The 22,508-nt window shown below is 70.1% G+C and carries 21 protein-coding genes; 6 read left to right on the forward strand and 15 right to left on the reverse strand.

Features of this window, described 5'->3' with window-relative positions:
* Window positions 1–42: 42 nt before the first annotated feature.
* The gene (locus AU194_RS29320; RefSeq protein WP_059092756.1) at window positions 43–723 is read left to right on the forward strand and encodes a hypothetical protein; all 681 of its coding nucleotides are present in this window, start codon (window positions 43–45) and stop codon (window positions 721–723) included.
* 90 nt (window positions 724–813) lie between these two features.
* Here AU194_RS29320 and AU194_RS29325 read toward each other — a convergent pair whose 3' ends face one another.
* Together AU194_RS29325 and AU194_RS29330 are read right to left on the reverse strand one after the other, a co-directional pair.
* Window positions 814–1,389, reverse strand: a complete 576-nt coding sequence (locus tag AU194_RS29325) for a hypothetical protein (RefSeq protein ID WP_059092757.1) — start codon at window positions 1,387–1,389, stop codon at window positions 814–816.
* A gap of 150 nt (window positions 1,390–1,539) precedes the next feature.
* Window positions 1,540–2,268: a hypothetical protein gene (locus tag AU194_RS29330; RefSeq protein ID WP_059092820.1), complete on the reverse strand. Its 729-nt coding sequence runs from the start codon at window positions 2,266–2,268 to the stop codon at window positions 1,540–1,542.
* Between the two features lie 55 nt (window positions 2,269–2,323).
* Here AU194_RS29330 and AU194_RS29335 point away from each other — a divergent pair, with 55 nt between their 5' ends.
* Complete coding sequence (locus AU194_RS29335; protein ID WP_059092758.1) at window positions 2,324–2,596, forward strand: hypothetical protein; 273 nt, start codon at window positions 2,324–2,326, stop codon at window positions 2,594–2,596.
* On the opposite strand, the gene AU194_RS29340 is transcribed toward AU194_RS29335, so the two are convergent.
* On the reverse strand, window positions 2,583–4,220 hold the full coding sequence (locus AU194_RS29340; RefSeq protein WP_059092759.1) for an ATP-dependent DNA helicase RecQ: 1,638 nt from the start codon (window positions 4,218–4,220) through the stop codon (window positions 2,583–2,585). The genes AU194_RS29335 and AU194_RS29340 overlap by 14 nt on opposite strands.
* Window positions 4,221–4,254: 34 nt before the next feature.
* Window positions 4,255–4,596: a hypothetical protein gene (locus AU194_RS29345; RefSeq protein ID WP_231743621.1), complete on the reverse strand. Its 342-nt coding sequence runs from the start codon at window positions 4,594–4,596 to the stop codon at window positions 4,255–4,257.
* Window positions 4,597–4,718: 122 nt separating this feature from the next.
* On the opposite strand from AU194_RS29345, the gene rbpA reads away from it, so the two are divergent.
* Complete coding sequence (gene rbpA / locus AU194_RS29350; RefSeq protein ID WP_059092821.1) at window positions 4,719–5,057, forward strand: RNA polymerase-binding protein RbpA; 339 nt, start codon at window positions 4,719–4,721, stop codon at window positions 5,055–5,057.
* Window positions 5,058–5,061: 4 nt separating this feature from the next.
* Here rbpA and AU194_RS33115 read toward each other — a convergent pair whose 3' ends face one another.
* The 4 genes from AU194_RS33115 to AU194_RS29370 are packed head-to-tail and all read right to left on the reverse strand — an operon-like array spanning window position 5,062 to window position 9,609.
* Complete coding sequence (locus AU194_RS33115; RefSeq protein ID WP_059092761.1) at window positions 5,062–5,847, reverse strand: polyprenol monophosphomannose synthase; 786 nt, start codon at window positions 5,845–5,847, stop codon at window positions 5,062–5,064.
* Window positions 5,844–7,529, reverse strand: a complete 1,686-nt coding sequence (gene lnt / locus AU194_RS29360; RefSeq protein ID WP_059092762.1) for an apolipoprotein N-acyltransferase — start codon at window positions 7,527–7,529, stop codon at window positions 5,844–5,846. Before lnt ends, AU194_RS33115 begins: the two co-directional genes overlap by 4 nt.
* Window positions 7,522–9,114 carry an amidohydrolase gene (locus AU194_RS29365; protein ID WP_059092763.1) on the reverse strand — a complete coding sequence of 531 codons (1,593 nt, stop codon included), beginning with the start codon at window positions 9,112–9,114 and terminating at the stop codon, window positions 7,522–7,524. Before AU194_RS29365 ends, lnt begins: the two co-directional genes overlap by 8 nt.
* A gap of 21 nt (window positions 9,115–9,135) precedes the next feature.
* On the reverse strand, window positions 9,136–9,609 hold the full coding sequence (locus tag AU194_RS29370) for an FxsA family protein (protein WP_059092764.1): 474 nt from the start codon (window positions 9,607–9,609) through the stop codon (window positions 9,136–9,138).
* 48 nt (window positions 9,610–9,657) lie between these two features.
* On the opposite strand from AU194_RS29370, the gene AU194_RS29375 reads away from it, so the two are divergent.
* The gene (locus AU194_RS29375; protein WP_369804252.1) at window positions 9,658–10,365 is read left to right on the forward strand and encodes a dienelactone hydrolase family protein; all 708 of its coding nucleotides are present in this window, start codon (window positions 9,658–9,660) and stop codon (window positions 10,363–10,365) included.
* Here AU194_RS29375 and AU194_RS29380 read toward each other — a convergent pair.
* The 7 genes from AU194_RS29380 to AU194_RS29410 form a co-directional block, all read right to left on the reverse strand.
* Entirely contained in the window at window positions 10,362–10,772 is a 411-nt protein-coding gene (locus tag AU194_RS29380; protein ID WP_059092765.1) for a PPOX class F420-dependent oxidoreductase, read from the reverse strand. The genes AU194_RS29375 and AU194_RS29380 overlap by 4 nt on opposite strands.
* A gap of 1 nt (window position 10,773) precedes the next feature.
* Window positions 10,774–11,157 carry a PPOX class F420-dependent oxidoreductase gene (locus tag AU194_RS29385; RefSeq protein ID WP_059092766.1) on the reverse strand — a complete coding sequence of 128 codons (384 nt, stop codon included), beginning with the start codon at window positions 11,155–11,157 and terminating at the stop codon, window positions 10,774–10,776.
* Window positions 11,158–11,258: 101 nt separating this feature from the next.
* On the reverse strand, window positions 11,259–14,870 hold the full coding sequence (cobN, locus tag AU194_RS29390) for a cobaltochelatase subunit CobN (RefSeq protein WP_059092823.1): 3,612 nt from the start codon (window positions 14,868–14,870) through the stop codon (window positions 11,259–11,261).
* Window positions 14,871–15,155: 285 nt separating this feature from the next.
* Window positions 15,156–16,133 carry a glycine betaine ABC transporter substrate-binding protein gene (locus tag AU194_RS29395; protein WP_059092767.1) on the reverse strand — a complete coding sequence of 326 codons (978 nt, stop codon included), beginning with the start codon at window positions 16,131–16,133 and terminating at the stop codon, window positions 15,156–15,158.
* Entirely contained in the window at window positions 16,130–16,897 is a 768-nt protein-coding gene (locus tag AU194_RS29400; protein ID WP_059092768.1) for an ABC transporter permease, read from the reverse strand. Before AU194_RS29400 ends, AU194_RS29395 begins: the two co-directional genes overlap by 4 nt.
* Entirely contained in the window at window positions 16,894–18,069 is a 1,176-nt protein-coding gene (locus tag AU194_RS29405; RefSeq protein ID WP_059092769.1) for an ATP-binding cassette domain-containing protein, read from the reverse strand. Before AU194_RS29405 ends, AU194_RS29400 begins: the two co-directional genes overlap by 4 nt.
* Complete coding sequence (locus AU194_RS29410; RefSeq protein WP_059092824.1) at window positions 18,066–18,719, reverse strand: ABC transporter permease; 654 nt, start codon at window positions 18,717–18,719, stop codon at window positions 18,066–18,068. The genes AU194_RS29405 and AU194_RS29410 overlap by 4 nt, the downstream gene beginning before the upstream one ends.
* A 142-nt stretch (window positions 18,720–18,861) precedes the next feature.
* Between AU194_RS29410 and AU194_RS29415 the strand changes: the two genes are divergently transcribed.
* On the forward strand, window positions 18,862–19,785 hold the full coding sequence (locus AU194_RS29415; protein WP_059092825.1) for a TauD/TfdA family dioxygenase: 924 nt from the start codon (window positions 18,862–18,864) through the stop codon (window positions 19,783–19,785).
* A gap of 178 nt (window positions 19,786–19,963) precedes the next feature.
* Window positions 19,964–22,507 carry an ABC transporter permease gene (locus AU194_RS29420; RefSeq protein WP_231743622.1) on the forward strand — a complete coding sequence of 848 codons (2,544 nt, stop codon included), beginning with the start codon at window positions 19,964–19,966 and terminating at the stop codon, window positions 22,505–22,507.
* The last annotated feature ends 1 nt before the right edge of the window (window position 22,508 follow it).

A 22,508-nucleotide genomic window follows, 5' to 3' on the forward strand; every position in this document is an offset into this window, starting at 1 on the left:
GCCTGACCAGGGTGTGCGTGTCGGCCCGCTAGCCTGGCCAGCATGCGATTCGCTGTGCTGCTCGCGGCGTCTTTGCTGGTCGCAGCCTGCTCGCAGGCGGTCGACGGGCAGGCGCGGCAATCCGAGAGTTCCCAGTCGGTCCCGTCGGGCACCTCCCGCACCGCCCCGTCGTCGACCACCGCGCCCCCGCCGACGGCCGCCCCGAAGGCGCAGGCGCCGATCGGAGAGGTGGTGCGCTGGATCGAGGCCGCCGCCCCCGCCGCACCCGAGGAGTTCCGCACGGTCAGCCGCGAGGGTGCCAGCACCGACCTCGGCGAAGGCGTTGCGTTCACCACCCCGGCGGGGACGTCGAAGTGCATGACCAACCGCGGCGCCGACGGTGCGCTCACCTGTCTGGTCGAGCTACGTGATCCGCCGGAGCGGCCTGCCGACGTGTACGGGGAGTGGAAGGGCGGTTGGGTCGACTTCCCGGGCGCCACCCTCGACGTCGGGTCCGCACACGGCGATCCGGGACCGTTCTCCGACGGGTTCGGAGCCGAGCTCCCCTACGGCGAGGCGCTGAGCTTCGGTGACTACCGGTGCCGCACCGATCCCGCGGGGCTGTTCTGCGTCAACTACGCCCATCGGTCGGCCGCGCGGTTCAGCGACGCGGGCATCGAACCGTTCGGGTGTCTTCAGGAGGTCTCGCCGCCGCCCGACATCGGTGCCCGGTTCAGCTGCTGAGGGCGCCCCTCCCACCGCGAGCGTGCGTGTCTGCACACGACACGCCGGGGTTTTCCTACAACTGCGCACGCTCGCGCCAGGGTGAGGGTGCTACTCGACCGGCCGCGCCCGTTCGCGCACCCGCTGCGGATAGGCGTGCGTCATCCCGACCGCACCCACGATGACCACCACCGGGATGACGTAGTTGGTCCAGTCGCCGGTGTGCGGGACCCGTGCGGCGAGCAGGCCGAGCACCGCGATCAATGCGAACACCAACGCCCACATCAGCGTCAGCACCTGGTTGGTCCGCCGGAACACCGGCTCTTCCCAATCATGTTGCGGCACGCTCTCTCTGGCGTACTGCTCGGTGAACGGCACGAACGCCAGCGACACCATGCACATCACCGCCAGCACCGCGCTGGACACCGTCGTCGCATAGGTGTCCATCCAGTCGCGGTCCGCCGCACCGACGCCCATCGCGATCACAGTGACGCCGGAGAAGAACACGATCGTGACGATGTCGAGCCACCGTGGCCCGCCCCGGCCCATCGCGATCCCGAGGATGACCGCGGACAGCACCGCGCACAGGGCGCCGAACATCCAGGTGCTCGGGCCGTCGGCGACGACCCAGTAGATGATCCACGGCGCGAAGCCGACGAAGGGGCTGCGGTCGAACCAGTCATCCATCAATCCGGCAGCGTACGCCGGGTGGTGGTCAGGCCACGCCCTTCTGCCGCAGAAGGGTGCGGCCGCCGCGCGACACAGTCGTCAAGCGCTGTCCCTCCGCCCCCACTTCGCATGTGTCGCAGCGGTTTTGCCGATCTGTCGGGAGCAGGCCTATGCGGGCGGCAGCCGGAATTCGCCGTCGACGATCACGGCCTCGACGGGCTGACCGTCGATGGTGGCGCCCCATTTGCCGTCCGGTTGCTGCTGGAGCGGACCGGCCTGCCGCAACAACCGCCGGTTGCGCACTTCGGCGCGGAACTGTTCGTCCTTGAGCTGCTGCTGCTTCTCGAAGATGTTGTCGTCGTCGTCTCGACCGAAGTCTCCGCCGAGGCCGCCGAACTGCACACCGACCGCAGAACCGTTGGGGCGCAACACCCATGACTCGCGCACGCCGCCCCGTGCCGCGGTGTACACACCGGCCGGTGCGGCCACCTCCGCGGCGGTGAAGGTGTAGGTGACGCCGTCCATCGTCAGATCGCCCCCGACGTCCCCGCCGGAGAACGAGGCGTCGAGGGTGTCGCGGAACCTCGACGTCGCCCTGACCACACCGTCGGCCTGGTCGCCGAAGAACCAGGCTTCGTCGTCGGTGCCGTTGCAGGCGTAGGCGGCGAACCGGTCGCCGTCGACGGCGATCCCGATCGTCATCGGTCGGCCGCCCTGCTCCATGTCGGCGATGAACGTGGCCGAAGGAGGGAACGCCTCCGCCGACGCGGGGGCGGCGGTGGTGCCGGGCTCGGTGGTGGTCTCGGTGGTGGATCCACCGCCCGAGCACGCCGACAGCGTGCCGAACGCGCAGATCGCACCGACCCCCAGACGCAGGGTGCGGTTGTGCTTGCGGATGTGCTGTGCCATCTCACCAGGATGATTTCCTGACCGCGGCCTCACACGGGCTTCAGTGGAGAATCTGGGGAACCTTCTGGTCGAGACGGTGCGTATCGACCGTGTCAGCGGCCGAGGCGAGCGCGATCTGGCCCGGCGTCGCTCCCTTGTCGTCGGCGATCTGCCGGGGCAATTCGACCAGCGCCTGATCGGCCCGGCGCGCTTCACGTGTGAAGCGCGGCAGGGAGCGGCGCAGGTCGTCGTCGTCCGGCGGTGTGCGGGGCTCGATCGTGCCGGTCAGGTGGTGCTCCCTGCCTCGTGGGCCGCCGACCAGATCACCGCGTCGTGAGCAGGTGGTTCGCCTCGACCGCGGACATGGCCAGCGTGCGGTACCCGTAGTCCTCGAACAACACGGTGACGCGGTCGCTGTCGCCGCCGATCACCACGCCGTCGCCCCACTCCTTGTGCGCCACCGCGGTGTTGACCGGGATGGCCGACTCTTCGCCGGCATCGGCGCCTGCATCAGAGGCGCCTTCGCCGTCGCGGCAGCGGTCGCAGTTCCCGCACGGCTCCGCGAGGGCCTGACCGAAATAGGTGAGCAGGAACTGCCGCCTGCAGTCCCTGGCCTCGGCGTAGCCCCGCATCATCTCCACCCGGCTGCGGTCCACGCGTTCTCGTGACTCGACCGCCTCCGTCGCGCCGTCGACCGCATCGCGGGGCCGGATCCCGTTGGACAGGAACCCTTTTCGCGTCGACCGGATGGCGTCGGCCTGTTCGAGCAGGTTGATCGCGTTGGTGAGGCGGCGACCGCGGATGTCGAGCCGCTCCCGCAGGTGCTTCAACCGGCGGGGTTTGTCGGTGCTGATCGCCTTGTACACCTTCTTGATCAGGTCGGCGTCGGGGCGGTGGGTGGTGAAGAACCGGGCCAGCCCGAGGTCCTCGGCGCGGTAGAGCAGCAGCGCCAGCGCATCGTCGCCGTCGCGGCCGGCCCTGCCGATCTGCTGGTAATAGGAATCCAGCGAATCCGGCACCGACGCGTGGACCACGAACCGCACATTGGGTTTGTCGATGCCCATACCGAACGCCGAGGTCGCCACCACGACGTCGACCTCGTCGTCGCGGAACCGTTCGTGGACCGATTCCCGTTCTGCCGCCGCCACTCCCGCGTGGTACACCGCCGCGCGGACCCCGCGCTCGCCCAGCTCCTCGGCGTACCGTTCGGCGTCCTTGCGGGTCGCGGTGTAGAGCAGTCCGGGCCCGGTCAGTTCGGCGACGGTGTCGACGACCGCGGCGCGTTTGTCGGCGTCGCGGACGAACTGCTGCACCTCCAGCGTCAGGTTGGGCCGGTCGAAATCGCCGACGACCATCAGCGGATCGCGCAGCCGCAACCGTTCCACGATCTCCCGCCGCACAATCACCGAAGCCGTGGCGGTCAGCGCCACCACCGGGGCGCCCTCGCCGAACTGCGCGAACGCATCGGCCAGACGCAGATAGTCGGGCCGAAAGTCGTGGCCCCACGCCGACACACAATGCGCTTCGTCGACGACGATCAGCGACACGTCGGCCTCGGCCAGGCGGCCCAGCACCTCCTCGTTGGCGAGCTGTTCGGGTGAAACGAAGATGTACTCGGCCTCGTTGCTGTCGACCGCCTCCCAGTTGTGCTCGGTGACCGTCGACCGCTGCTGGGAGTGGATCGCGACCGCCTCCGGCGCCCGGGTGTCGGCCAGCCCGGCGATCTGGTCCTGCTGCAGGGCGATCAACGGGGACACCACCACCGTCGCGCCGTCGAGGAGCACCGCGGGCACCTGGTAGATCGCCGACTTGCCCGATCCGGTCGGCAGCACCGCCACCACGTCCCGGCCCGCCAGCACCGCCTCCATCGCTTCGAGCTGCTCGGGATGCAGTTCCTCCCAGCCGAACACTCGCCGGGCCGTGCGGTTCAACTCGTCGGTGCGCTTGCCTTCTCCAACCACCGCGTCCAGTTACCCGAAGCGCGGGGCGGAAAACCTAACGCCAGCCGTCGGCCGCCTTGGCCGCACGCATCAACGCGTCACAGAGCTGGCGCAGCTCTTCGGAGCCGGCGCCCTCGTCCACCGCGGTCGCGACGTCCTCGGCCGCACACCGCACCTCGAAGACCCGGTCGGCGAGCAGCGTCGCCTCCTCGGCGGTCAGCACCACCGCGTCCGGCGCCAGCGACGTGCCCTTGACCATGGCCCGCTGTTCGTAGGCGCGCTGCCTGCACGATTGGCGGCAGTACTGGCGGCGGCGGCCCATCCCTGCGTCGGCGACCTCACGCCCGCACCACCGGCACGGCTGCGGCTTGGTACGCCGTCTGCTCGCGGTCTCCACGGATTCTGACTGTAGACGGGTCACCCCACCGATCCCGGTATCATGGACGGTCGAGTCGGGAACCGTTCGTGGCTCCGCCGCGTTGATAATCCGGCAAGAATCTTTGATGAGGAGTGTTGACGATGGCTGATCGTGTCCTGAGAGGCAGTCGCCTCGGAGCCGTGAGCTACGAGACCGACCGCAACCACGACCTGGCGCCGCGTCAGGTCGCCCGCTACCGCACCGACAACGGCGAAGAGTTCGACGTCCCGTTCGCCGACGACGCCGAGATCCCCGGCACCTGGCTGTGCCGCAACGGCCTGGAGGGCACCCTGATCGAGGGTGACGTGCCGGAGCCGAAGAAGACCAAGCCGCCGCGTACGCACTGGGACATGCTCCTGGAGCGGCGTTCGGTCGAAGAGCTCGAGGAACTCCTCAAGGAGCGCCTCGAACTGATCAAGACCAAGCGGCGCGGCAGCTGACCGGCTAGCGCCGGTACTCGAGTCCGCGGGCGCGATCGAAGCGCCCGCGGATTCCCCAATCCGCGACCTTGAGCATGGCCTCGCGGATGTTGGATCCGCTCATCTTCGACTGACCCAGCTCGCGTTCGGTGAACGTGATCGGCACCTCGACGACCGTGTAGCCGTTGTTGATGGTCCGCCAGGTCAGGTCGATCTGGAAGCAGTACCCCTTCGAATCGACCGCCGACAGGTCGATCTTCTCGAGCACCTCACGCCGGTAGGCCCGGTATCCCGCGGTGATGTCGTGGATGTCGACGCCGAGCAGCACGCGGGCGTAGGTGTTCGCGGTCTTGGACAGCGCATAGCGGCGGCGCGGCCAGTTGCGGATCGTCCCGCCCGGCACGTACCGCGACCCGATCGCCAGGTCGGCGCCCGCGTCGACCGCGTCGAGCAGCCGGTGCAGCTGCTCGGGCGCGTGGCTGCCGTCGGCGTCCATCTCCACCAGCACCGAATACTCGCGGCTGAGCCCCCACGCGAACCCGGCCAGGTATGCCGCGCCGAGACCGTCCTTGCTGGTGCGGTGCATCACATGCATGCGGTCGGGGTCGGCCAGTGCCAGTTCGTCGGCCAGGCGGCCGGTGCCGTCGGGGCTGCCGTCGTCGACGACGAGGATGTGGACCTGCGGGCACGCGGTGTGCACCCGCTCCACGATCAGCGGCAGGTTCTCCCGCTCGTTGTAGGTCGGGATGATGACCAGCGTCCGCCGACTCGGGCGAGCCGGACGGTGCGCGTTCGCCGCGGGGTCGGTCATGGTGCTCCTTCTTCGCTACTGCGTGCCGGGGTCGCGGTTCGCTGCCGCCGCAACCTCGCGGGCACGAAATTTCCATTGTGCCGTATGGCGGCGATCACGGCGCCCACCCCGGCGATCGCCAGCAGGGCCTGCATCAGCGGTCCCCACCGGGTGGCGGGCGTGATGTCCGTCTTGAGCCGGATCTGGGTGTCCAGGTAGGCGGGTTCGAAGAAGGCGGTCTCCGCGAGGTCCCTGCCGTCCGGGGAGATCACCGCGCTGATGCCGGTCGTGCCGGCGACCACCGCGTACCGGTCGTGTTCGACGGCGCGTAGTCGGGCGAACGCGAGCTGCTGGCGGCTCATCGCCTCGTCGAAGGTGGCGTTGTTCGTCGGCACCGCGAGTACCTGCGCGCCGTTGCGCACCGATTCCCTGGCGGCGCGGTCGAAGATCACCTCCCAGCACGTGGTGATCCCGACCGGCACGCCCGCCGCGGTCACCACCCCGCTGCCGTTGCCGGGCACGAAGTAGCCCGCCCGGTCGGCGTATGACGAGAGCTTGCTGAACAGGCCGCGCCAGGGCAGATACTCGCCGAACGGCTGCACGATCCGTTTGTCGTGCCGGTCGGCCGGACCGGTCGCCGGATTCCACACCAGCACGGTGTTGTTGGCCACCTGGGTCTCGGGCGTCCAGTCGGGCGTGCGCACCACGGTCCCGACGAGGATGGGGGCGTTGATCGCCGCGGCCGCGGCGGAGATCTGCGCAGCGGCGTCCGGATTGGCCAGCGGGTCGATGTCGGAGGCGTTCTCCGGCCACACGACGAACATCGGGTGCGCGGCCCGCCCCGCCCGTACGTCCTCGGCCAGCCGCATCGTCTCGGCGACGTGGTTGTCGAGCACGGCGCGGCGCTGGGCGTTGAACTCCAGGCCCAGCCGCGGCACGTTGCCCTGTACGGCCGCGACCGTCACCGGTTGGTCGTCGACCGCGCCCATCCCCGACTGCCGGACCTGCGGCCACACCAGCGCGGTGCCGAGCAGCACCACCGCGATCGCCGCGCCGGGCAGCACGACCGCGGGCGGCGCGCCGGTCGCGGGTTCGTGGCGGTGACTGCGCCTGATCCAGTCGACGGCCTCGACCGTCAGCGCCGTCAGCGCGAACCCGGCCAGCATCACCGCGAACGACAGCAGCGGCGCACCGCCGATGCGGGCCAACGACAGCATCGGGCCGTCGGTCTGGCTGAACGCCACCACACCCCACGGGAACCCGCCGAACGGCAGCGTCGACTTCAGCCACTCCTGCACCGCCCACAGCGCGGCGAACCACAGCGGCCAGCCGGGCAGCCGGCGCACGACGACCGCGGCGAGCCCGAACAGCGCCGGGAACAGCGCCTCGACGGCGGCGAGCGCCAGCCACGGGACCGCCCCGACCAGGCCACTGATCCACGGCAGCAGCGGGACGTAGAACGCCAGCCCGAACAGGTAGCCGTAGCCGAACCCGCCCGCGCGGGTCGTGCTCTCGGTTCGCAGCACCCACCCCAGCAGCGCCGCGGAAGCGAACGCGCAGTACCACCACCCGAACGGCGGGAAACTGACGCACAGCAAGAGTCCCGCGGCGACGGCGGCGACGAGCTGCCACGTCCGGTCCAGGACGGCCCGCCCGAACCGGCGCAGCCGCGGCGTCACCCGCCCGGTCGCGGGCTCAGCCATGGAGGACGACACCCCGGTGGACCGTCCGGCGGCAGCGCGGCAGCGGATCGCCCGCCTCCAGGCGAGGCAGTGCGGGTACGCGGGAGCGCGGGTCGGTCGACCAGCGCTGGACGGAATCGGCGGGGGCGCTGACCGCGAAGTCGTCGGCCTCCCAGATCGCGTACGACGCGGGGGCACCGGGCACCAGCGTGCCGGTGACGCCATCGCGCACCCCGGCCGCGCGCCAGGCGCCGCGGGTGGCGGCCGCGAACGCCGCGCGCAGCGAGATCGCGCTGCCCGGGGTGTGGTGGGCGCTGGCCGCGCGCACGCTCGACCAGGGGTTCATGCTGGTGACGGGGCTGTCCGAGCCGAAGGCCATGGGCACGCCTTGGGATGCTAACAGCGCGAACGGGTTGAGCCCGGCGGCTCGATCGGCGCCGAGCCGCTGGGCGTACATACCCGTCGGCCCACCCCACAGCGCGTCGAAGTGGGGTTGCATGCTGGCCACGACCCCCCAGGCCCCGAGCCGGGCGGCCTGCTCCGCGCTGACCATCTCGAGGTGTTCGAGGCGGTGTCCGCACCGCGCCACGGCCGGGGCACCGAACTCGTCGACGATGGCGGCGAAAGCGGCCACCACGGTGCCGACCGCCGCATCCCCGATGACGTGGAAGCCCGCGGTGATGCCCGCCGCGGTGCACGCGCGCAGGTGGGTGGCCACGGCGTCCTCGTCGAGGTAGCTGTTGCCGCACTCCCCCGGCGCATCGGCGTACGGATCGCTCAACCACGCGGTGCGGGAGCCGAGCGCGCCGTCGACGAACAGATCGCCGGCCAGCCCGCGCGCGCCGGTGCGGGCGAGGAGGTCGCGGGCGTGGTCCTCGTCGGTGGCGGACTCACCCCAGTAGCCGACGACCTCGACCCCGTGGGTGGTCTCACGCAGTTCCAGCCAGTCCTCGAGGCCGCCGATCTGTGGGCCCGCGCACTCGTGGACGGCGGCGATGCCATGAGCGGCGGCGGTGTCGAGCGCAGCGCGACGGGCCTGCGCGCGTTGGCCTGCGGTCACCAGGGCGCGGGCGGCGGCACGGACACGGTGGTGCGCATCGGCGGTCAGCGGGCGCTGCGGGTGGAAGCCGACGGCGCCCGGCAGAGCGTCGGCGGCCGCCCGCAGCGCGGTCGACGCGACCGCGGAGTGCACATCGACGCGGGCCAGGTAGGCGGCCCGCGGCCCGACCGCGGCGTCGACGTCGTCGGTGCTCGGCGCGGTGCGCTCCGGCCAGCCGGAGTCGTCCCAGCCGTGGCCCCAGATCACCCCGTCCGGATGACTGCGGGCGTACTCGGCGAGCAGATCGAGGCAGTGCCGCAGCGACGTGGCGCCGCGCAGGTCGAGGCCGATGAGGGTGAGCCCGGTCGCGGTGAGGTGAACATGGCTGTCGACGAAGGCCGGGGCCACGAAGCCGCCGTCGAGGTCCACGGTCTCGGCGTCGGGGAACTGAACGCGGCCGACGTCGTCGCTGCCCAACCAGACGACGGTGCCGTCACGCACCGCCATCGCGGTGGCGTCGGGTTGGGCGGGGCTGTGCACCCGGCCGTTGAGCAGCAGTGTCGTCACGGAGCCGACAGACTAGCGGGGTCAGTCCGCCCGGCGCTCCACGGCCGGGGTCTCGGCGTCGACCACGTCGACGACCTCACCGTCGATGTAGTCGCCGCGACGCGGTCGGCCCGGTGCGCCGACCACGACGAACGGGACCCCGCGGCCGAGCCGGCGTGCGGTCAGCGCGGTGACCACCGGACGGGCCGCGGCCCGCGTCGGCGGCAGCAGCAGGAGTGCGCCGACGACGGTGCTGGCGAGCCCCGGTACCACCACGAGCACGGTGCCCAGCGCGACGAGCGCGCTGTCGGTGACCGCACCTTGGGCGGTCGTCGCGGTCAGACCCGACCGCAGCCGCTGCAGCTGTCGTTTGAGCTGGGAGCCGGCCAGCAGCAGCCCGGCGACGAACGTCGCCACCGAGATCAGCAGGGTCCACCCCAGGCCGACGGTCGACACGAGCGCGACGATCACCGCCGCCTCCAGGACCGCGTAGAGCACGAACAGCCGCATTGCCATGCCCCTCCAACGTCTGCCGGGGCGAGTGGGTTCCGTACATTCGGAGCCATGATCAATTCGGTGTCCACCGTGCAGGTCGACGCACCGGGCGGACCGGTCGACGCGCTGCTCGGCGTGCCCGACGGTGACGGCCCCTTCCCCGGCATCGTCGTGGTGCACGACGCCGTCGGCTACGGCCCCGACAACGAGGCCACCGCGGCGCGGATCGCTGCCGCCGGCTTCGTCTCGCTCACCCCGAACCTGTTCTCGCGCGGCGGCCGCGTCCGCTGCATGACGCGGGTCTTCCGCGAGGCGGTGCAGCAGCGCGGCCGTGCCTTCGACGATGTGCTGGCCGCCCGCGACCACCTGCTGGGCCTGCCACAGTGTTCGGGGGCGGTCGGGGTCGCGGGGTTCTGCATGGGCGGGCAGTTCGCGCTGCTCCTCGGGGCGGGCAACTTCGGTGCCTCGGCGCCGTTCTACGGCACCCCGCTGCCGAAGAACATCGCCGACAGCCTCGACGCGTCGTGTCCGGTGGTGGCCAGCTTCGGCCGCCGCGATCCGCTCGGCCCCGGCGCGGGTCCGAAACTGCAGGAGATGCTGACCGCCAAGGGGGTGCCGTCCGACGTCAAGGTGTATCCCGACGTCGGGCACAGTTTCGCCAACCAGCTGCCGATCCAGCCGTTCCTGCGCATCGCGCAGTTCGGCTACCACGCCGAGGCCACCGAGGACGCGTGGCGCCGGGTGTTCGCGTTCTTCACCACCCATCTGGGCGCTTAGGCCGGGCTGGTCACCTCGATCGCGCTGTGCAGCTTGTCGACGCCGCCGCGGATGATCGCGTGCGGCACCCACCACCAGGCGTGCCACCAGTAGCGTCGGGTCACCATGTTCCAAACCCGGCGGGTCTCGGACTTCGGCAGGTTGCGGGCAACCGCCTCGACCGGCTCCCCCTTGGGTTTGCCGAGCACACCGCACTTCTGGATGGTCACGCGCGGAGTGTTGTTGATGCGCTTGGTTTTCCACGACCCGTCGTCGGTGACGATGTACAACTTGTCGCCGTCGGGCACGCCCCACACCGGCGTGGGCTTGGGTCTGCCGTCCTTGGTGAACGTGGTCAGCAGCAGGTACTTCTCGCGGTATACGTCACCGAAGGTGGGGCGGGAGGTGGGATTAGAGGAAGCCGCCACGTCAGCCTCCGGCGGAGATCTCGACCGTCACGTTGTTCTTCATGCCCCCGCGCAGCTTCGAGAAAACGTTGAACGTCTTGCCGAGCAGCCCGTAGCGCTTGCCGAGCGCGTCGTAGGTGGCCCCGTTGGCCGACTTGTCGAGGATGCGCGCCACCGCTTCGGCCGCCTCGCTCTGCGGTTTACCGGAGCGGTCGCACTTGGCGATCGTGACCCGCGGAGTGTTGCGGATCCGCTTGACCTTCCACGACTTCTCCTGGGTGATCACCAGCAGCTTGTCGCCGACCGGTGCGGCCCACACCGCGGTCGGCTTGGGTCGACCGTCCTTGGTGAACGTGGTCAGCAGGATGTACTCGGAGCCGGCGATCTCGGTGAAGGTGGGGGCCATGCGATCACGCTACTGAATTTCCCGTTGACTCTGCGTACTGGGCGAAGAAGTGCGAGTGGGGTGCGCCGTGCGCGCAGAGTCAACGGTGCCGTCAACGGGTCTCAGCCCTCGAGTTCACCTTCGGTCTCCAGCAGCACCTGGCGCAACCCGTCGAGGGTGGCGGGATCCGGTTCGGCCCACATCCCGCGACCGGCCGCCTCGAGCAGCCGCTCGGCCATCCCGTGCAGCGCCCACGGATTGGATTCCTCCATGAACTTGCGGTTCTCCGCGTCGAGCACGTACTCCTGCGAGAGCTTGTCGTACATCCAGTCCGCCATCACGTGCGCGGTGGCGTCGTAGCCGAACAGGTAGTCCACCGTGGCGGCCATCTCGAACGCACCCTTGTAGCCGTGCCTGCGCATCGCGGTGATCCAGCGCGGATTGACCACGCGGGCGCGGAACACCCGGTTGGTCTCCTCGCTCAAGGTGCGGGTGCGCACCGCGTCGGGGCGGGTGTTGTCACCGATGTAGGCCGCGGGCGCCTTGCCGGTGAGCGCGCGGACGGTGGCGACCATGCCGCCGTGGTACTGGAAGTAGTCGTCGGAGTCGGCGATGTCGTGTTCGCGGGTGTCGGTGTTCTTGGCGGCCACCGCAATCCGGCGGTAGCTGCTGTTCATGTCCTCGGCGGCGGGTCGGCCGTCGAGGCCGCGGCCGTAGGCGAAGCCGCCCCAGGCGGTGTAGACCTCGGCCAGGTCGGCGTCGTCGCGCCAGTTGCGGCTGTCGATCAGCTGCAGCAGACCCGCGCCGTACGTGCCGGGTTTGGAGCCGAAGATCCGTGTGGTGGCGCGCCGTTGGTCGCCGTGCTGGGCGAGGTCGGCCTGCGCGTGCGCGCGCACGTAGTTGTCCTCGTCGGATTCGTCGAGGCCCGCGACGAGGGTGACCGCATCGTCGAGCATGGCGACGACGTGCGGGAACGCATCGCGGAAGAATCCGGAGATCCGCACGGTGACGTCGATGCGGGGCCGGCCCAGTTCGTCGAGCGTGATGGGTTCGAGGTCGACGACCCGGCGGGAGGCGTCGTCCCAGATCGGCCGAACCCCTAGCAGCGCAAGGACTTCGGCGATGTCGTCCCCCGAGGTGCGCATGGCCGAGGTGCCCCACACCGACAGGCCGACCGAGCGGGGCCAGTCCCCGTGGTCGTCGCGGTAGCGCGCCAGCAGCGAATCCGCCATGGCGACACCGGTTTCCCACGCCAGCCGCGAGGGGACGGCCTTGGGGTCGACGGAGTAGAAGTTGCGTCCGGTCGGCAGCACGTTGACCAGACCGCGCAGTGGCGACCCCGAGGGCCCGGCGGCGATGTAGCGGCCGTCGAGCGCGCGCAGCACCTGGGTGATCTCCTCGGCGGTCCCGACCAGTCGCGGGACCACCTCGGTGGCCGCGAACCGCAGGATCGCGGCGATCTGCGGATCGTCGGTGATGCCGCCCACCGCGGCGGGGTCCCAGCCGGTGGCCTGCAGGGCGCCGACGAGGTGGCGGGCCTGGGCCTCGACGGTGTCGACGCTGGTGCGTTCGTCGTGGCCGTCCTCGGCGAGACCGAGCGCCTGACGCAGACCGGGCAGGGTCTGCTCACCGCCGAAGAGTTGGCGCGCCCGCAGGATCGCCAGCACCAGGTCGAGTTCGGCCTCCCCCGCCGGCGGCGCGCCGAGGATGTGCAGGCCGTCGCGGATCTGGACGTCCTTGATCTCGCAGAGCCAGCCGTCGACGTGGAGCAGCATGTCGTCGAACGAGTCCTCGTCCGGCCGCTCGTCGAGCCCGAGGTCGTGGTCCATCTTGGCCGCGCGCATCAGCGTCCAGATCTGTTGGCGCACCGCGGGAAGCTTGCCGGGATCGAGCGCCGACACGTTGGCGTGTTCGTCCAGCAGTTGTTCGAGCCGGGCGATGTCGCCGTAGGTCTCGGCGCGGGCCATCGGCGGGATGAGGTGGTCGACCAGCGTCGCGTGCGCACGCCGCTTGGCCTGCGTGCCCTCCCCGGGATCGTTGACCAGGAACGGGTAGATCAGCGGGAGGTCGCCGATCGCGGCGTCGGTGCCGCAGGCCGCGGACATACCGAGCGTCTTGCCGGGCAGCCATTCCAGGTTGCCGTGCTTGCCCAGATGCACGACGGCGTCCGCGCCGAAACCCTCGTCGAGCCAGTGGTAGGCGGCCAGGTAGTGGTGGCTGGGCGGCAGGTCCGGATCGTGGTAGATGGCGACGGGGTTCTCACCGAATCCCCGCGGCGGCTGCACCATCAGCACGGTGTTGCCGGATTGCAGTGCCGCGATGACGATCTCGCCGTCGGGATCGTTGCTGCGATCGACGAAGAGTTCACCGGGCGGTGGGCCCCAGTGCTCGACGACGGCGTCGGTCAGCTCGGTGGGCAGCGTGGCGAACCACTTGCGATAGTCGCTGGCGGACAACCGGATCGGATTCCCCGCGAGCTGACCCTCGGTGAGCCAGTCCGGGTCCTGGCCGCCGCGTTCGATGAGGGCGTGGATCAGCGCGTCACCGTCGCCGGAGGCGACGATCGTGCCGGGGTCACCGGCCTCGACTCCTGGGACCTCCCCGATGTCGTAGCCGTGTTCACGCATGGCGCGCAGCAGCGCGACCGCGCTGGCCGGGGTGTCGAGTCCGACGGCGTTGCCGATGCGGGCGTGTTTGGTCGGGTACGCCGAGAACACCACGGCGATCCGCTTGTCCCGCACCGGGATTCGGCGCAACCGTGCGTGTCGCAGCGCGATCCCGGCGACGCGGGCGCACCGTTCGGGATCGGCGACGTAGGAGATGAGGCCCTCGCTGTCGATCTCCTTGAACGAGAACGGGACCGTGATGATGCGGCCGTCGAACTCCGGCACGGCGACCTGAGTGGCGACGTCGAGCGGTGAGAGCCCGTCGTCGTTGGCCTCCCACTGCTCCCGGGAACTGGTGAGGCACAGCCCCTGCAGGATCGGCACGTCCAGCGCGGCGAGGTGCGCGACGTCCCAGCTGTCGTCGTTACCGCCCGCGCCGACCGCGGCCGGGGTCGCCGCACCCGCGGCGAGCACGGTGGTGATCAGCGCGTCGGCCGATCCCAGCAGGGCCAACAGATCCGGTTCCGCGGTGCGCAGCGAGGCGCAGTACACCGGTAGCGGCCGCCCGCCCCTGGCTTCGATCGCATCGCAGAGCGCCTCGACGTAGGCGGTGTTGCCCGCCAACTGCTGGGCCCGGTAGTACAGCACCGCGACCGTCGGGCCGTCGGTGGTTGGCGCCTGCCGCTCGAGCACACCCCAGGTCGGGGTGGCGGCAGGCGGAGCGAACCCGAAGCCCGTCATCAGCAACGTGTCACAGAGGAACGCGTGGAGTTGGCGCAGGTTCTCCACACCGCCCTGGGCGAGGTAGACGTGGGCCTGCAGTGCCGCGCCCTGCGGGACGGTGGAATGCCGCATCAGCTCCGCGTCGGGCGACTGCTCCCCGCTGACGACGACGACGGGTTTCCCGCCGGACGTCGCGGCGTCGATGCCGTCCTCCCACGCGCGATAGCCGCCGAGGATCCGGACGACCACGACGTCGGCGGCGTCGAGCAACTCCGCCAATTCGCCCGTGACCAGCCGACTGGGGTTCGCCCAGCGGTACCGCGCCCCGCTGGCGCGGGCGGTGATCAGGTCGGTGTCAGAGGTCGACAGCAGTAGAACGGTCGGCGCTTGGGGCGGCGGGGTCACGCACCATTCGTACCCCACCGCCACCGGTCACTGGTCCGAGCCACCCCACCGGCGGTACCACGACTGCTGGTAGGGCAGACCGAGCATCGTCACGAGGACGAACAGGGCCAGGGCGATGGCGAGCAGTGCGAACATGATGCACCCCTTTCACGTCGTTACCGGTACCCGCGGTACCGGTTCACTGGCAACGTACGACGGGGCGCAGCGCAAAGCCACGGTTTGTGCCGGAGCGATCATATCCGATCTTGGTGTGACAAGTGCCACATCCGGCGGTGTCGGTGCAGGTCAGGGCACGGTGACGAAGCCCTGGGCGACCATCCAGTCCCGGGCGACGACGCTGGGGTCACGCCCCTCGACGTCGACCTGCTTGTTCATCTCGGTGATCGCGTCGTTGGTCAGCGCAGCGGTGACCGGTGCGGTGACCTCGGCGATCTCGGAGTGGGCCTCGAAGAAATCCTGCTTCATCGTGACCGACGGGTTGTAGTGCGCGAAGAATTGTTTATCGTCGGTGAGCACGGTCAGGTCGAGGGCGGCGATGCGGCCGTCGGTGGTGAAGACTTCGCCGAAATCGCATTGCCGTCCGTCGGCGGTGGCCTGGTAGATGATCCCGACCTGCAGGATCGGGGTCTGCGCGCGCGCCGGGTCGAAGCCGTAGGCGGCGGCCATCCCGGGGAAGCCGTCCTGGCGGGCCCGGAACTCCGTGTCGACGCAGGTCTTGGCCGCGGCCGGATTCGTCCGTACCAGCTCCGCGTACTGCGACAGGGTGCGCACGCCGGTGCGGTCGACGACGGCCTTGCTCGCGGCCAGCGCGTAGGTGTCGTCCATCGGACCGGGTTCGAGCCAGATCATCCCGTTGCGGTCGAGGTCCTCGTCGCGCACCGCCTCGAACTGTTCGCGAGTGTCCGGGATCGGTTTCTCGTGGCCGAGGTAGTTGATCCACGCGTTGCCGGTGAACTCGTAGGCCACGTCGACCTGACCCGACAGTTGCGCCTCGCGGGTGCTGCGCGACCCGACGATGCCGGTCAGGTCGCGGACGTCGGCGCCGGCGGCCATCAGCGTGAATTCGAGGATGTAGCCGAGGATGACCTGTTCGGTGTACTCCTTGGACCCCACGGTAATCGGCACGCCCTCGAGGCCCGGGGTGGGCTGGATCGACCCCGGACCGACGCGCAGCGGCGGCGTGCCGCCGGAACCCAGCCCGCACGCGCTGACCGTGAGCAGAACTGCCGCGAGGACGACCCGAAACCGGTTGCGCCGCTTCATCGGAGTCCCTTGGGGTTGAGGAAGAACTCGGCCAGCCCGCCGAGCCAGTCGACCAGCAGCGCAAGGCAGACGGCGAGCACACTGCCCAGGATCAGGGTCACGTTGTCCTGCAACTTGTATCCGGTGTCGATGAGGATGCCGAGCCCGCCGGCGTTGACCAGGAACGACAGCGTCGCCGTGCCGACGGCCAGCACCAGTGAGGTGCGCATACCGGCGAGGATGTAGGGCACCGCCAACGGCAGTTCGACGCGCAGCAGCAGCGACCCTCGCGACATGCCCTGTCCGAGACCGGCGTCGATCAGCGACCGGTCCACCTGGTCGAGGCCGAGGATGGTGCTCGCGAGCACCGGCAGCAGCGAGTACAGCGCGATCGGCAGCACGCCGATCCAGAACCCGGTCCGTGCGGTGAGCAGGAACAGCAGCACCAACAGCCCGATCGCCGGCGCGGCCTGGCCGACGTTGGCCACACCGATGAACAACGGCCGCAACGCTTTTGCGCGTGGCCTGGTGACGAGGATGCCCAGCGGCACCCCGACGGCGAGCACGATGGCGGTGACCGCGGCGGTGATGAGCAGGTGCTGCCAGATCAGGGTGGCCACGTTGGCCGGGTTGATGTTCTCCTGCTGGGTGGCGGTGAGCTCGCGGTTGAACGCCCAGAACACCACCGCGGCGGCGACCACGAGCACCAGCGCGGGCTGGATGAGCAGCCGCAGCTTCTCGGCGGAGGTGGTCTTCGGGGCGGCCCGGTCGGCGACGGTGCTCACGGTTCGGGCGTCTCCGCGTTGGCCTCCGCGCGCAGCCGGGTGATGGTGTCGATGAGGGTGTCCAGCGTGACCACACCCGCGTACCGTCCACCCGGTCCGGTGACCACCGCCGAGGCGTGCTGTTCGGCGAGGATCGCCTCGAGCGCGTCTTCCAGTGTCGACTGCGTGCTGATCAGATCGAGGTGTTCGACCACGTCCGACAGCGGCCCGGCGTGGCGCAGCCGGTTCTCCCGCACCCAGCTGACCGGCCGTTCCCGCTGGTCGAGCACGACCGCCCAATCGAATTCGCTGCCCGCCAACCGGTTTCGCACCTCGTCGACCGAATCGTCGGCGTGTACCGTCGCCGCCTGGCGCAGGTCGATGTCCTTCACCCGCATCAGCCCGAGCTGGCGCAGCGACGCGCCGGAGCCGACGAAGCCCGCCACCGTGTCGTCGGCCGGGCTGGCGAGGATGTTCTGCGGGGTGTCGTACTGCAGCAGCTTCGACTTCGGGCCGAGGACGGCGATGCGGTCGCCGAGTTTGACCGCCTCCCCGAAGTCGTGGGTGACGAACACGATGGTCTTGCGCAGTTCGGTCTGCAGGCGCAGCAATTCGTCCTGCAGGGTGCTGCGGGTGATCGGGTCGACCGCGCCGAACGGTTCGTCCATCAGCAGCACCGGCGGGTCGGCGGCCAGTGCGCGGGCGACGCCGACGCGTTGCTGCTGACCGCCCGAGAGCTGGCGCGGATACCGGTCGGCGTACTGGCCCGGGTCCAGCCCGACGAGGTCGAGCAGTTCGTCGACGCGGGCCTGGATGCGTTTGCGGTCCCAGCGCAGCAGCCCCGGCACCAGGCCGACGTTCTGGCGGATCGTCATGTGCGGGAACAGCCCGGCCTGCTGGATCGAATAGCCGATCTTGCGGCGCAGTTCGGTGGGTTTGATGGCCAGCGCGTCGACGTCGCCGATGCGGATCTGCCCCGAGGTCGGCTCGGAGAGCCGGTTGATCATCCGCATCATCGTGGTCTTGCCGCACCCGGATGGGCCGACGAAGACGACGATCTCCCCGGCCGGGATGTCCAGCGAGGCATCGTCGACGGCCGGTTCGGTGGCGCCCGGGTAGACCTTGGACACGTGGTCGAGTTCGATGCGCACGCCGGACGGGTCGGTCACCGTCGCACCGTTCTGTGTGGTCATCGGATGCCTTTCGAGGTGGTGAGCCGGCCGATCAGCACCAGCACGGCATCGAGGGCGAGGGCCAGGATGACGATGAGCAGCGTTCCGGTCAGCGCCATCGGCACCGCGGTGGGGCTGCCGACACGGGCCAGCCCGGCGAAGATGAGGTTGCCGAGGCCCGGGCCCTTGACGTAGGCGGCGATGGCGAGCACACCCATCGACATCTGGGTGCTGATCCGCATCGCGGAGAGGATCGACGGCCACACCAGCCGCAGTTCGACGCGGCCGAGCGTGCTCAGTCGGCTCATCCCGATACCGCGCGCGGCGTCGGTGAGTGCCGGGTCGACCGCGTTGAGCCCGACGATCGTGTTGCGGACGATCGGCAGCAGCGAATACAGCACCAGCGCCGCGACGCTGGGCACCACCCCGAGGCCGAACAGCGGGATGAGCAGACCGAGGAGCGCGAATGCAGGCACGGTGAGGATCACGCTCGAGGTGGCCGTAGCCAGGTTCGCCGCGGTGGCGTTGCGGTAGGTCAGCACCCCGATCATCACACCGATGACAGTCGCGATCAGCACGCTCTGCACCACTGCGCTGACGTGCTGATACGAGTCGAAGATCAGTTGAGCCTGATGGGTTCTGAGGTAGTCCCAGAGCTCCCGCACGACCACCTCCACGGATCGGCTCGTTGAGTGCCGAATTTGCTGATACCCCAGCTCACGCCAACCGAAACGATCTTGGCCTCGCGGGACTTTCGGTTCGCGGTGAGTCAAACCATGGTGTCGAGCGTCCGCGACGACCACTGTGACCGGCATGTCGTTGCGAGTGGTGAAGTTGGGCGCGCACATCGGCGCCCGTATCGACGGTGTCCGTGTCGGCGGCGGGGTGGATCCCGCGGCGGTGGCGGCGATCAACGCGGCGTTGCTCGAACACAAGGTGATCTTCTTCCGCGGTCAACACCACCTCGACGACGACGGTCAGTTGGCGTTCGCGCGACTGCTCGGCACGCCGACCACCGCGCATCCGACGGTGACCTCGCGGGGGCACCGCATCCTGCCGATCGACTCCCGCTTCGACAAGGCCAACAGCTGGCACACCGATGTCACGTTCGTCGACCGCATCCCGAAGGCGTCGCTGCTGCGCGCGGTCGCGCTGCCCGAGTACGGCGGCACCACGACGTGGGCGTCGACCGAGGCCGCCTACGACCAACTGCCCGCCCCGCTGCGCGCGCTCGTCGAGAACCTGTGGGCGGTGCACACCAACCTGTTCGACTACGCCGCCGACTACGACGGCCGCCGCGAGGCGCTGACCGCGACCGAGCGCGAGTTCCGCGAGGAGTTCTACTCCGACTACTTCGAGACCGAGCACCCCGTGGTGCGCGTCCATCCGGAGACCGGCCGCAAGGTGCTGGTGCTCGGCCACTTCATCAAGCAGTTCGTCGGCCTCGGCGTCGCGGAGTCCACGAACCTGCTCGCCCTGCTGCAGAACCGCGTCACCAAACTCGAGAACACCGTGCGGTGGAGTTGGGAGCCGGGCGATCTGGCGATGTGGGACAACCGCGCGACCCAGCACTACGCGGTGGCCGACTACGACGACCAGTACCGGCGGCTGAGCCGCGTCACGCTGGCCGGCGACATCCCCGTCGACGTCTACGGGCAGCGGAGCCGGGTCATCGCCGGCGATGCGTCCGGCTACTCCGAGGTGGTGCCGCCGGCGCCGATCGCGCTGGCGAGCTGAGCTATTCGGCGAAAAGGGCGCTTGTCCGTTTCGCCGGAACGGCATCCTGCCGACACTTAAGATGGGGCATGGCCGCAAGCCGCGGCGACGTCTCCCCCGGCGCCGTGCCCGAAGCCCGTGCGCTGTGCAAGTCCTTCGGCCGCGGGTCGGCACCGGCCGTGATGCTGTCGGTGCCCTGATGGCACGTCTGGCCCCCACGCGGTTGAGCGCCACGCTGGCCGTGCTGCGGGTCGTCAATCTGCGGGCCGTGCGCAGGCACACGATCCGCGCCCTTCTGGCCGCGCTGTCACTCGGTGGCGGCGTCGCCGTCGTGGTCGCGGTGATGATCGAGACCACCAGCGTCAGTACCGCGATCGACGACGTGGGGTACCGGATCGCCGGGCCCGCACCCCTGCGTTTCGTCGGTGCGGCGACCCGCGGCGGTGTCGATCCGACGGCGATCGCGGACGTCCGCGCGCTACCGGGAGTAGCCGCCGCGGTCCCGATCGTCCGCGCGGTCACCATGGTGCGGGACAACGGCCGGGAGACCTTCGTCCTCGCCGTGGGCGCCGACTGTTCCGCCCAGTGGATCGTCGATCCGGCGGTGTGCGCACCGGGAACGCCGGAACCGCAGGTGATGGCCACTTCGGAGGGTTTCGGCCGGTCCTTGGGTTCGGCCGCGACGCTGGCCACCGACCTGGGCGAGCTCCCGCTTCGGGCCGTTGCGCACGCGACGGAACTGGACGCGATCAACAACGGGTACGTCGTTGTGGTACCGCTGCGCGAGGCCAAGCGGCAGTTCGCGCGCGGCGACCGCGTCGACATGGTCTACGTGACCGTCGACGACGGCGTGGACGTGACCGAGGTGCGGTCGCGGATGTCGGACGTTCTCGGCCCGGGATACAGCGTCATGACGAGCGACGAGCCGGCCCGCGCGTTCAACGTCAACACCGTGCTGTTCCCTCTGCTGGCCGTCTTCGCGCTCGTCGCGGGCGGGGTGGGGGTGATCCTGATCGCCCAGATCACCCGCCTGTCGGTCGAGGAGCGTCGGCGCGACATCGCCGTCGCCGCGGCGCTCGGGGCCTCCCCGCAGGCCACCATGACCGGATTCCTCGCCGAGGCCGCGCTGTTGGGTGTGGCCGGTGCGGGTGTCGGCATCCTCATGGGGTTGGCGATCTCCCGTCCGGTCGTCGCGAGCGCGAGCGAACTGACCGAGCTGTATGTGGGAGTCAACGTGCCCGTGGTGGTCACGCCAGGGATCGTCGTCGCGGGGGTGGCGATCGGGGTGCTGCTGGCGGTCGCGGCCGCGGTGATCCCCAGTGTCTCCGCGGCGAGAACCCCGGTGGCGACCGAACTCTGCGGTCGCGCCGCGCACGATTCGACGAAGTCCAGGGCGCTGTGGCCGAAGGCGGTCGGAATGCTCGCCGTCGGAGCCGCAGGAGCGCTGGCGGCGAAGCTGGCCGGCGCCGCAGGCGGCCTGGAGCCGTGGCAGGCCGTCGTCGCCGACGTGGCCGTGGTCGCAGCCATCGTGGGATTGCTCTCTGCGGCAGCATTTCTCAGCGCACAGATCATCGCAGCGGTCCGCATCCGGCCGTACTGGCCGCACTGTGCGACGGTGGCCGTCGCGGCCACGTCGTTGCGCGCCGACGGGTCTCGCACGACGGCGATCGCCGGGGCGGTCGCCGTTCCCGTCGCGATCGCCACACTTCTGTCGGGCTTCCTCGTGGCGATCAACCGGGGCGCCTCGGATGTCGCACGCGCACAAGCCGATGGACAACTCGTGGCCACCACGACCCGCTTCACGGACTGGGGGACGGTGGACGCGAAGTTCGCTCCTCGGACCATCGCCGACATCGCCGCGCTACCGGGCGTCGACGCGGTCGACAGAATGGCGGAGATCGAGATCAACCTGGCGGACGGATCGCTGGCCTATGTGCGGGCGGAGGATCGGCCTGCGTTCCCGTTCGCGGTGCTCGCCGGCCAGGCTCCGCAAGACAGTATCGAAACGGGTCAACTCGTGGTCGGCGCCGTGCTGGCGCGTGAGCAACGACTCCGCATCGGCGACCGCCTGCGGCTCGGATCCGGATCACGCGCCCGCGACATGGTCGTCTCCACGGTCGTCGCGACGCCCGAACTGGGCGGGCGCAGGATCTATCTGCCCTATCCGACCGCCGACGAGATCTTCGGCGCCGAGCCTGCGGGGCTGCTGTTGATCACGCCAGCACCGGGTTTCACCGCCGGCCAGGTCGAGGCCGCGGTCACCTCGCTGCGAATGCCCCAACCGGTGACGGTGATCGACGCCGAGCAGTACCGGACGGCCACCGCCGACGGCGTCGCGCGATTCCTGACCCCGCTGAACGCATTGAAGTACGGACTGCTCGGGATCGCCTTCATCTCGGTGGCATCGACGCTGTTGCTGGTGGGCATGCGCCGACGGCGGGAGGTCGCTCTCGTCCAGGCCCTGGGAGCCACCCGGTGGAAGGTGTTCGCGATCACGACCCTCGAGGCCCTGTTGGCCGGCGTGACCGGCGCGACCGTGGGGGCGCTGCTGTCGGTGCTCATCATGGCGACCGTCGGTTGGGCAGCGGTGGTGCTCATCGGTTCGGTGACGCCACTGACCTTCCCGTGGTCGGAAGCGGCGAAGTACGCGGGACTCGCCGCGGTGGCGGCGGTGCTGGCGGCGGTCATACCGGCCTGGCGGAACACCCAGACCGCGCCCGCGACCGAACTTCGGGAAGAGTGAT

The sequence above is a fragment of the Mycobacterium sp. GA-2829 genome (assembly GCF_001499965.1).
GTDB lineage: Bacteria > Actinomycetota > Actinomycetes > Mycobacteriales > Mycobacteriaceae > Mycobacterium.

What these genes read in the sequence shown, in the direction of transcription:
- AU194_RS29325 (WP_059092757.1), bottom strand. Translation starts at nt 1,389, where the DNA reads ATGGATGACTGGTTCGACCGCAGCCCCTTCGTCGGCTTCGCGCCGTGG.
- AU194_RS33115 (WP_059092761.1), bottom strand. Translation starts at nt 5,847, where the DNA reads ATGACCGACCCCGCGGCGAACGCGCACCGTCCGGCTCGCCCGAGTCGG.
- AU194_RS29375 (WP_369804252.1), top strand. Translation starts at nt 9,658, where the DNA reads ATGATCAATTCGGTGTCCACCGTGCAGGTCGACGCACCGGGCGGACCG.
- AU194_RS29370 (WP_059092764.1), bottom strand. Translation starts at nt 9,609, where the DNA reads ATGGCAATGCGGCTGTTCGTGCTCTACGCGGTCCTGGAGGCGGCGGTG.
- AU194_RS29385 (WP_059092766.1), bottom strand. Translation starts at nt 11,157, where the DNA reads ATGGCCCCCACCTTCACCGAGATCGCCGGCTCCGAGTACATCCTGCTG.
- lnt (WP_059092762.1), bottom strand. Translation starts at nt 7,529, where the DNA reads ATGGCTGAGCCCGCGACCGGGCGGGTGACGCCGCGGCTGCGCCGGTTC.
- AU194_RS29415 (WP_059092825.1), top strand. Translation starts at nt 18,862, where the DNA reads ATGTCGTTGCGAGTGGTGAAGTTGGGCGCGCACATCGGCGCCCGTATC.
- AU194_RS29395 (WP_059092767.1), bottom strand. Translation starts at nt 16,133, where the DNA reads ATGAAGCGGCGCAACCGGTTTCGGGTCGTCCTCGCGGCAGTTCTGCTC.
- AU194_RS29420 (WP_231743622.1), top strand. Translation starts at nt 19,964, where the DNA reads ATGGCACGTCTGGCCCCCACGCGGTTGAGCGCCACGCTGGCCGTGCTG.
- AU194_RS29405 (WP_059092769.1), bottom strand. Translation starts at nt 18,069, where the DNA reads ATGACCACACAGAACGGTGCGACGGTGACCGACCCGTCCGGCGTGCGC.
- rbpA (WP_059092821.1), top strand. Translation starts at nt 4,719, where the DNA reads ATGGCTGATCGTGTCCTGAGAGGCAGTCGCCTCGGAGCCGTGAGCTAC.
- AU194_RS29320 (WP_059092756.1), top strand. Translation starts at nt 43, where the DNA reads ATGCGATTCGCTGTGCTGCTCGCGGCGTCTTTGCTGGTCGCAGCCTGC.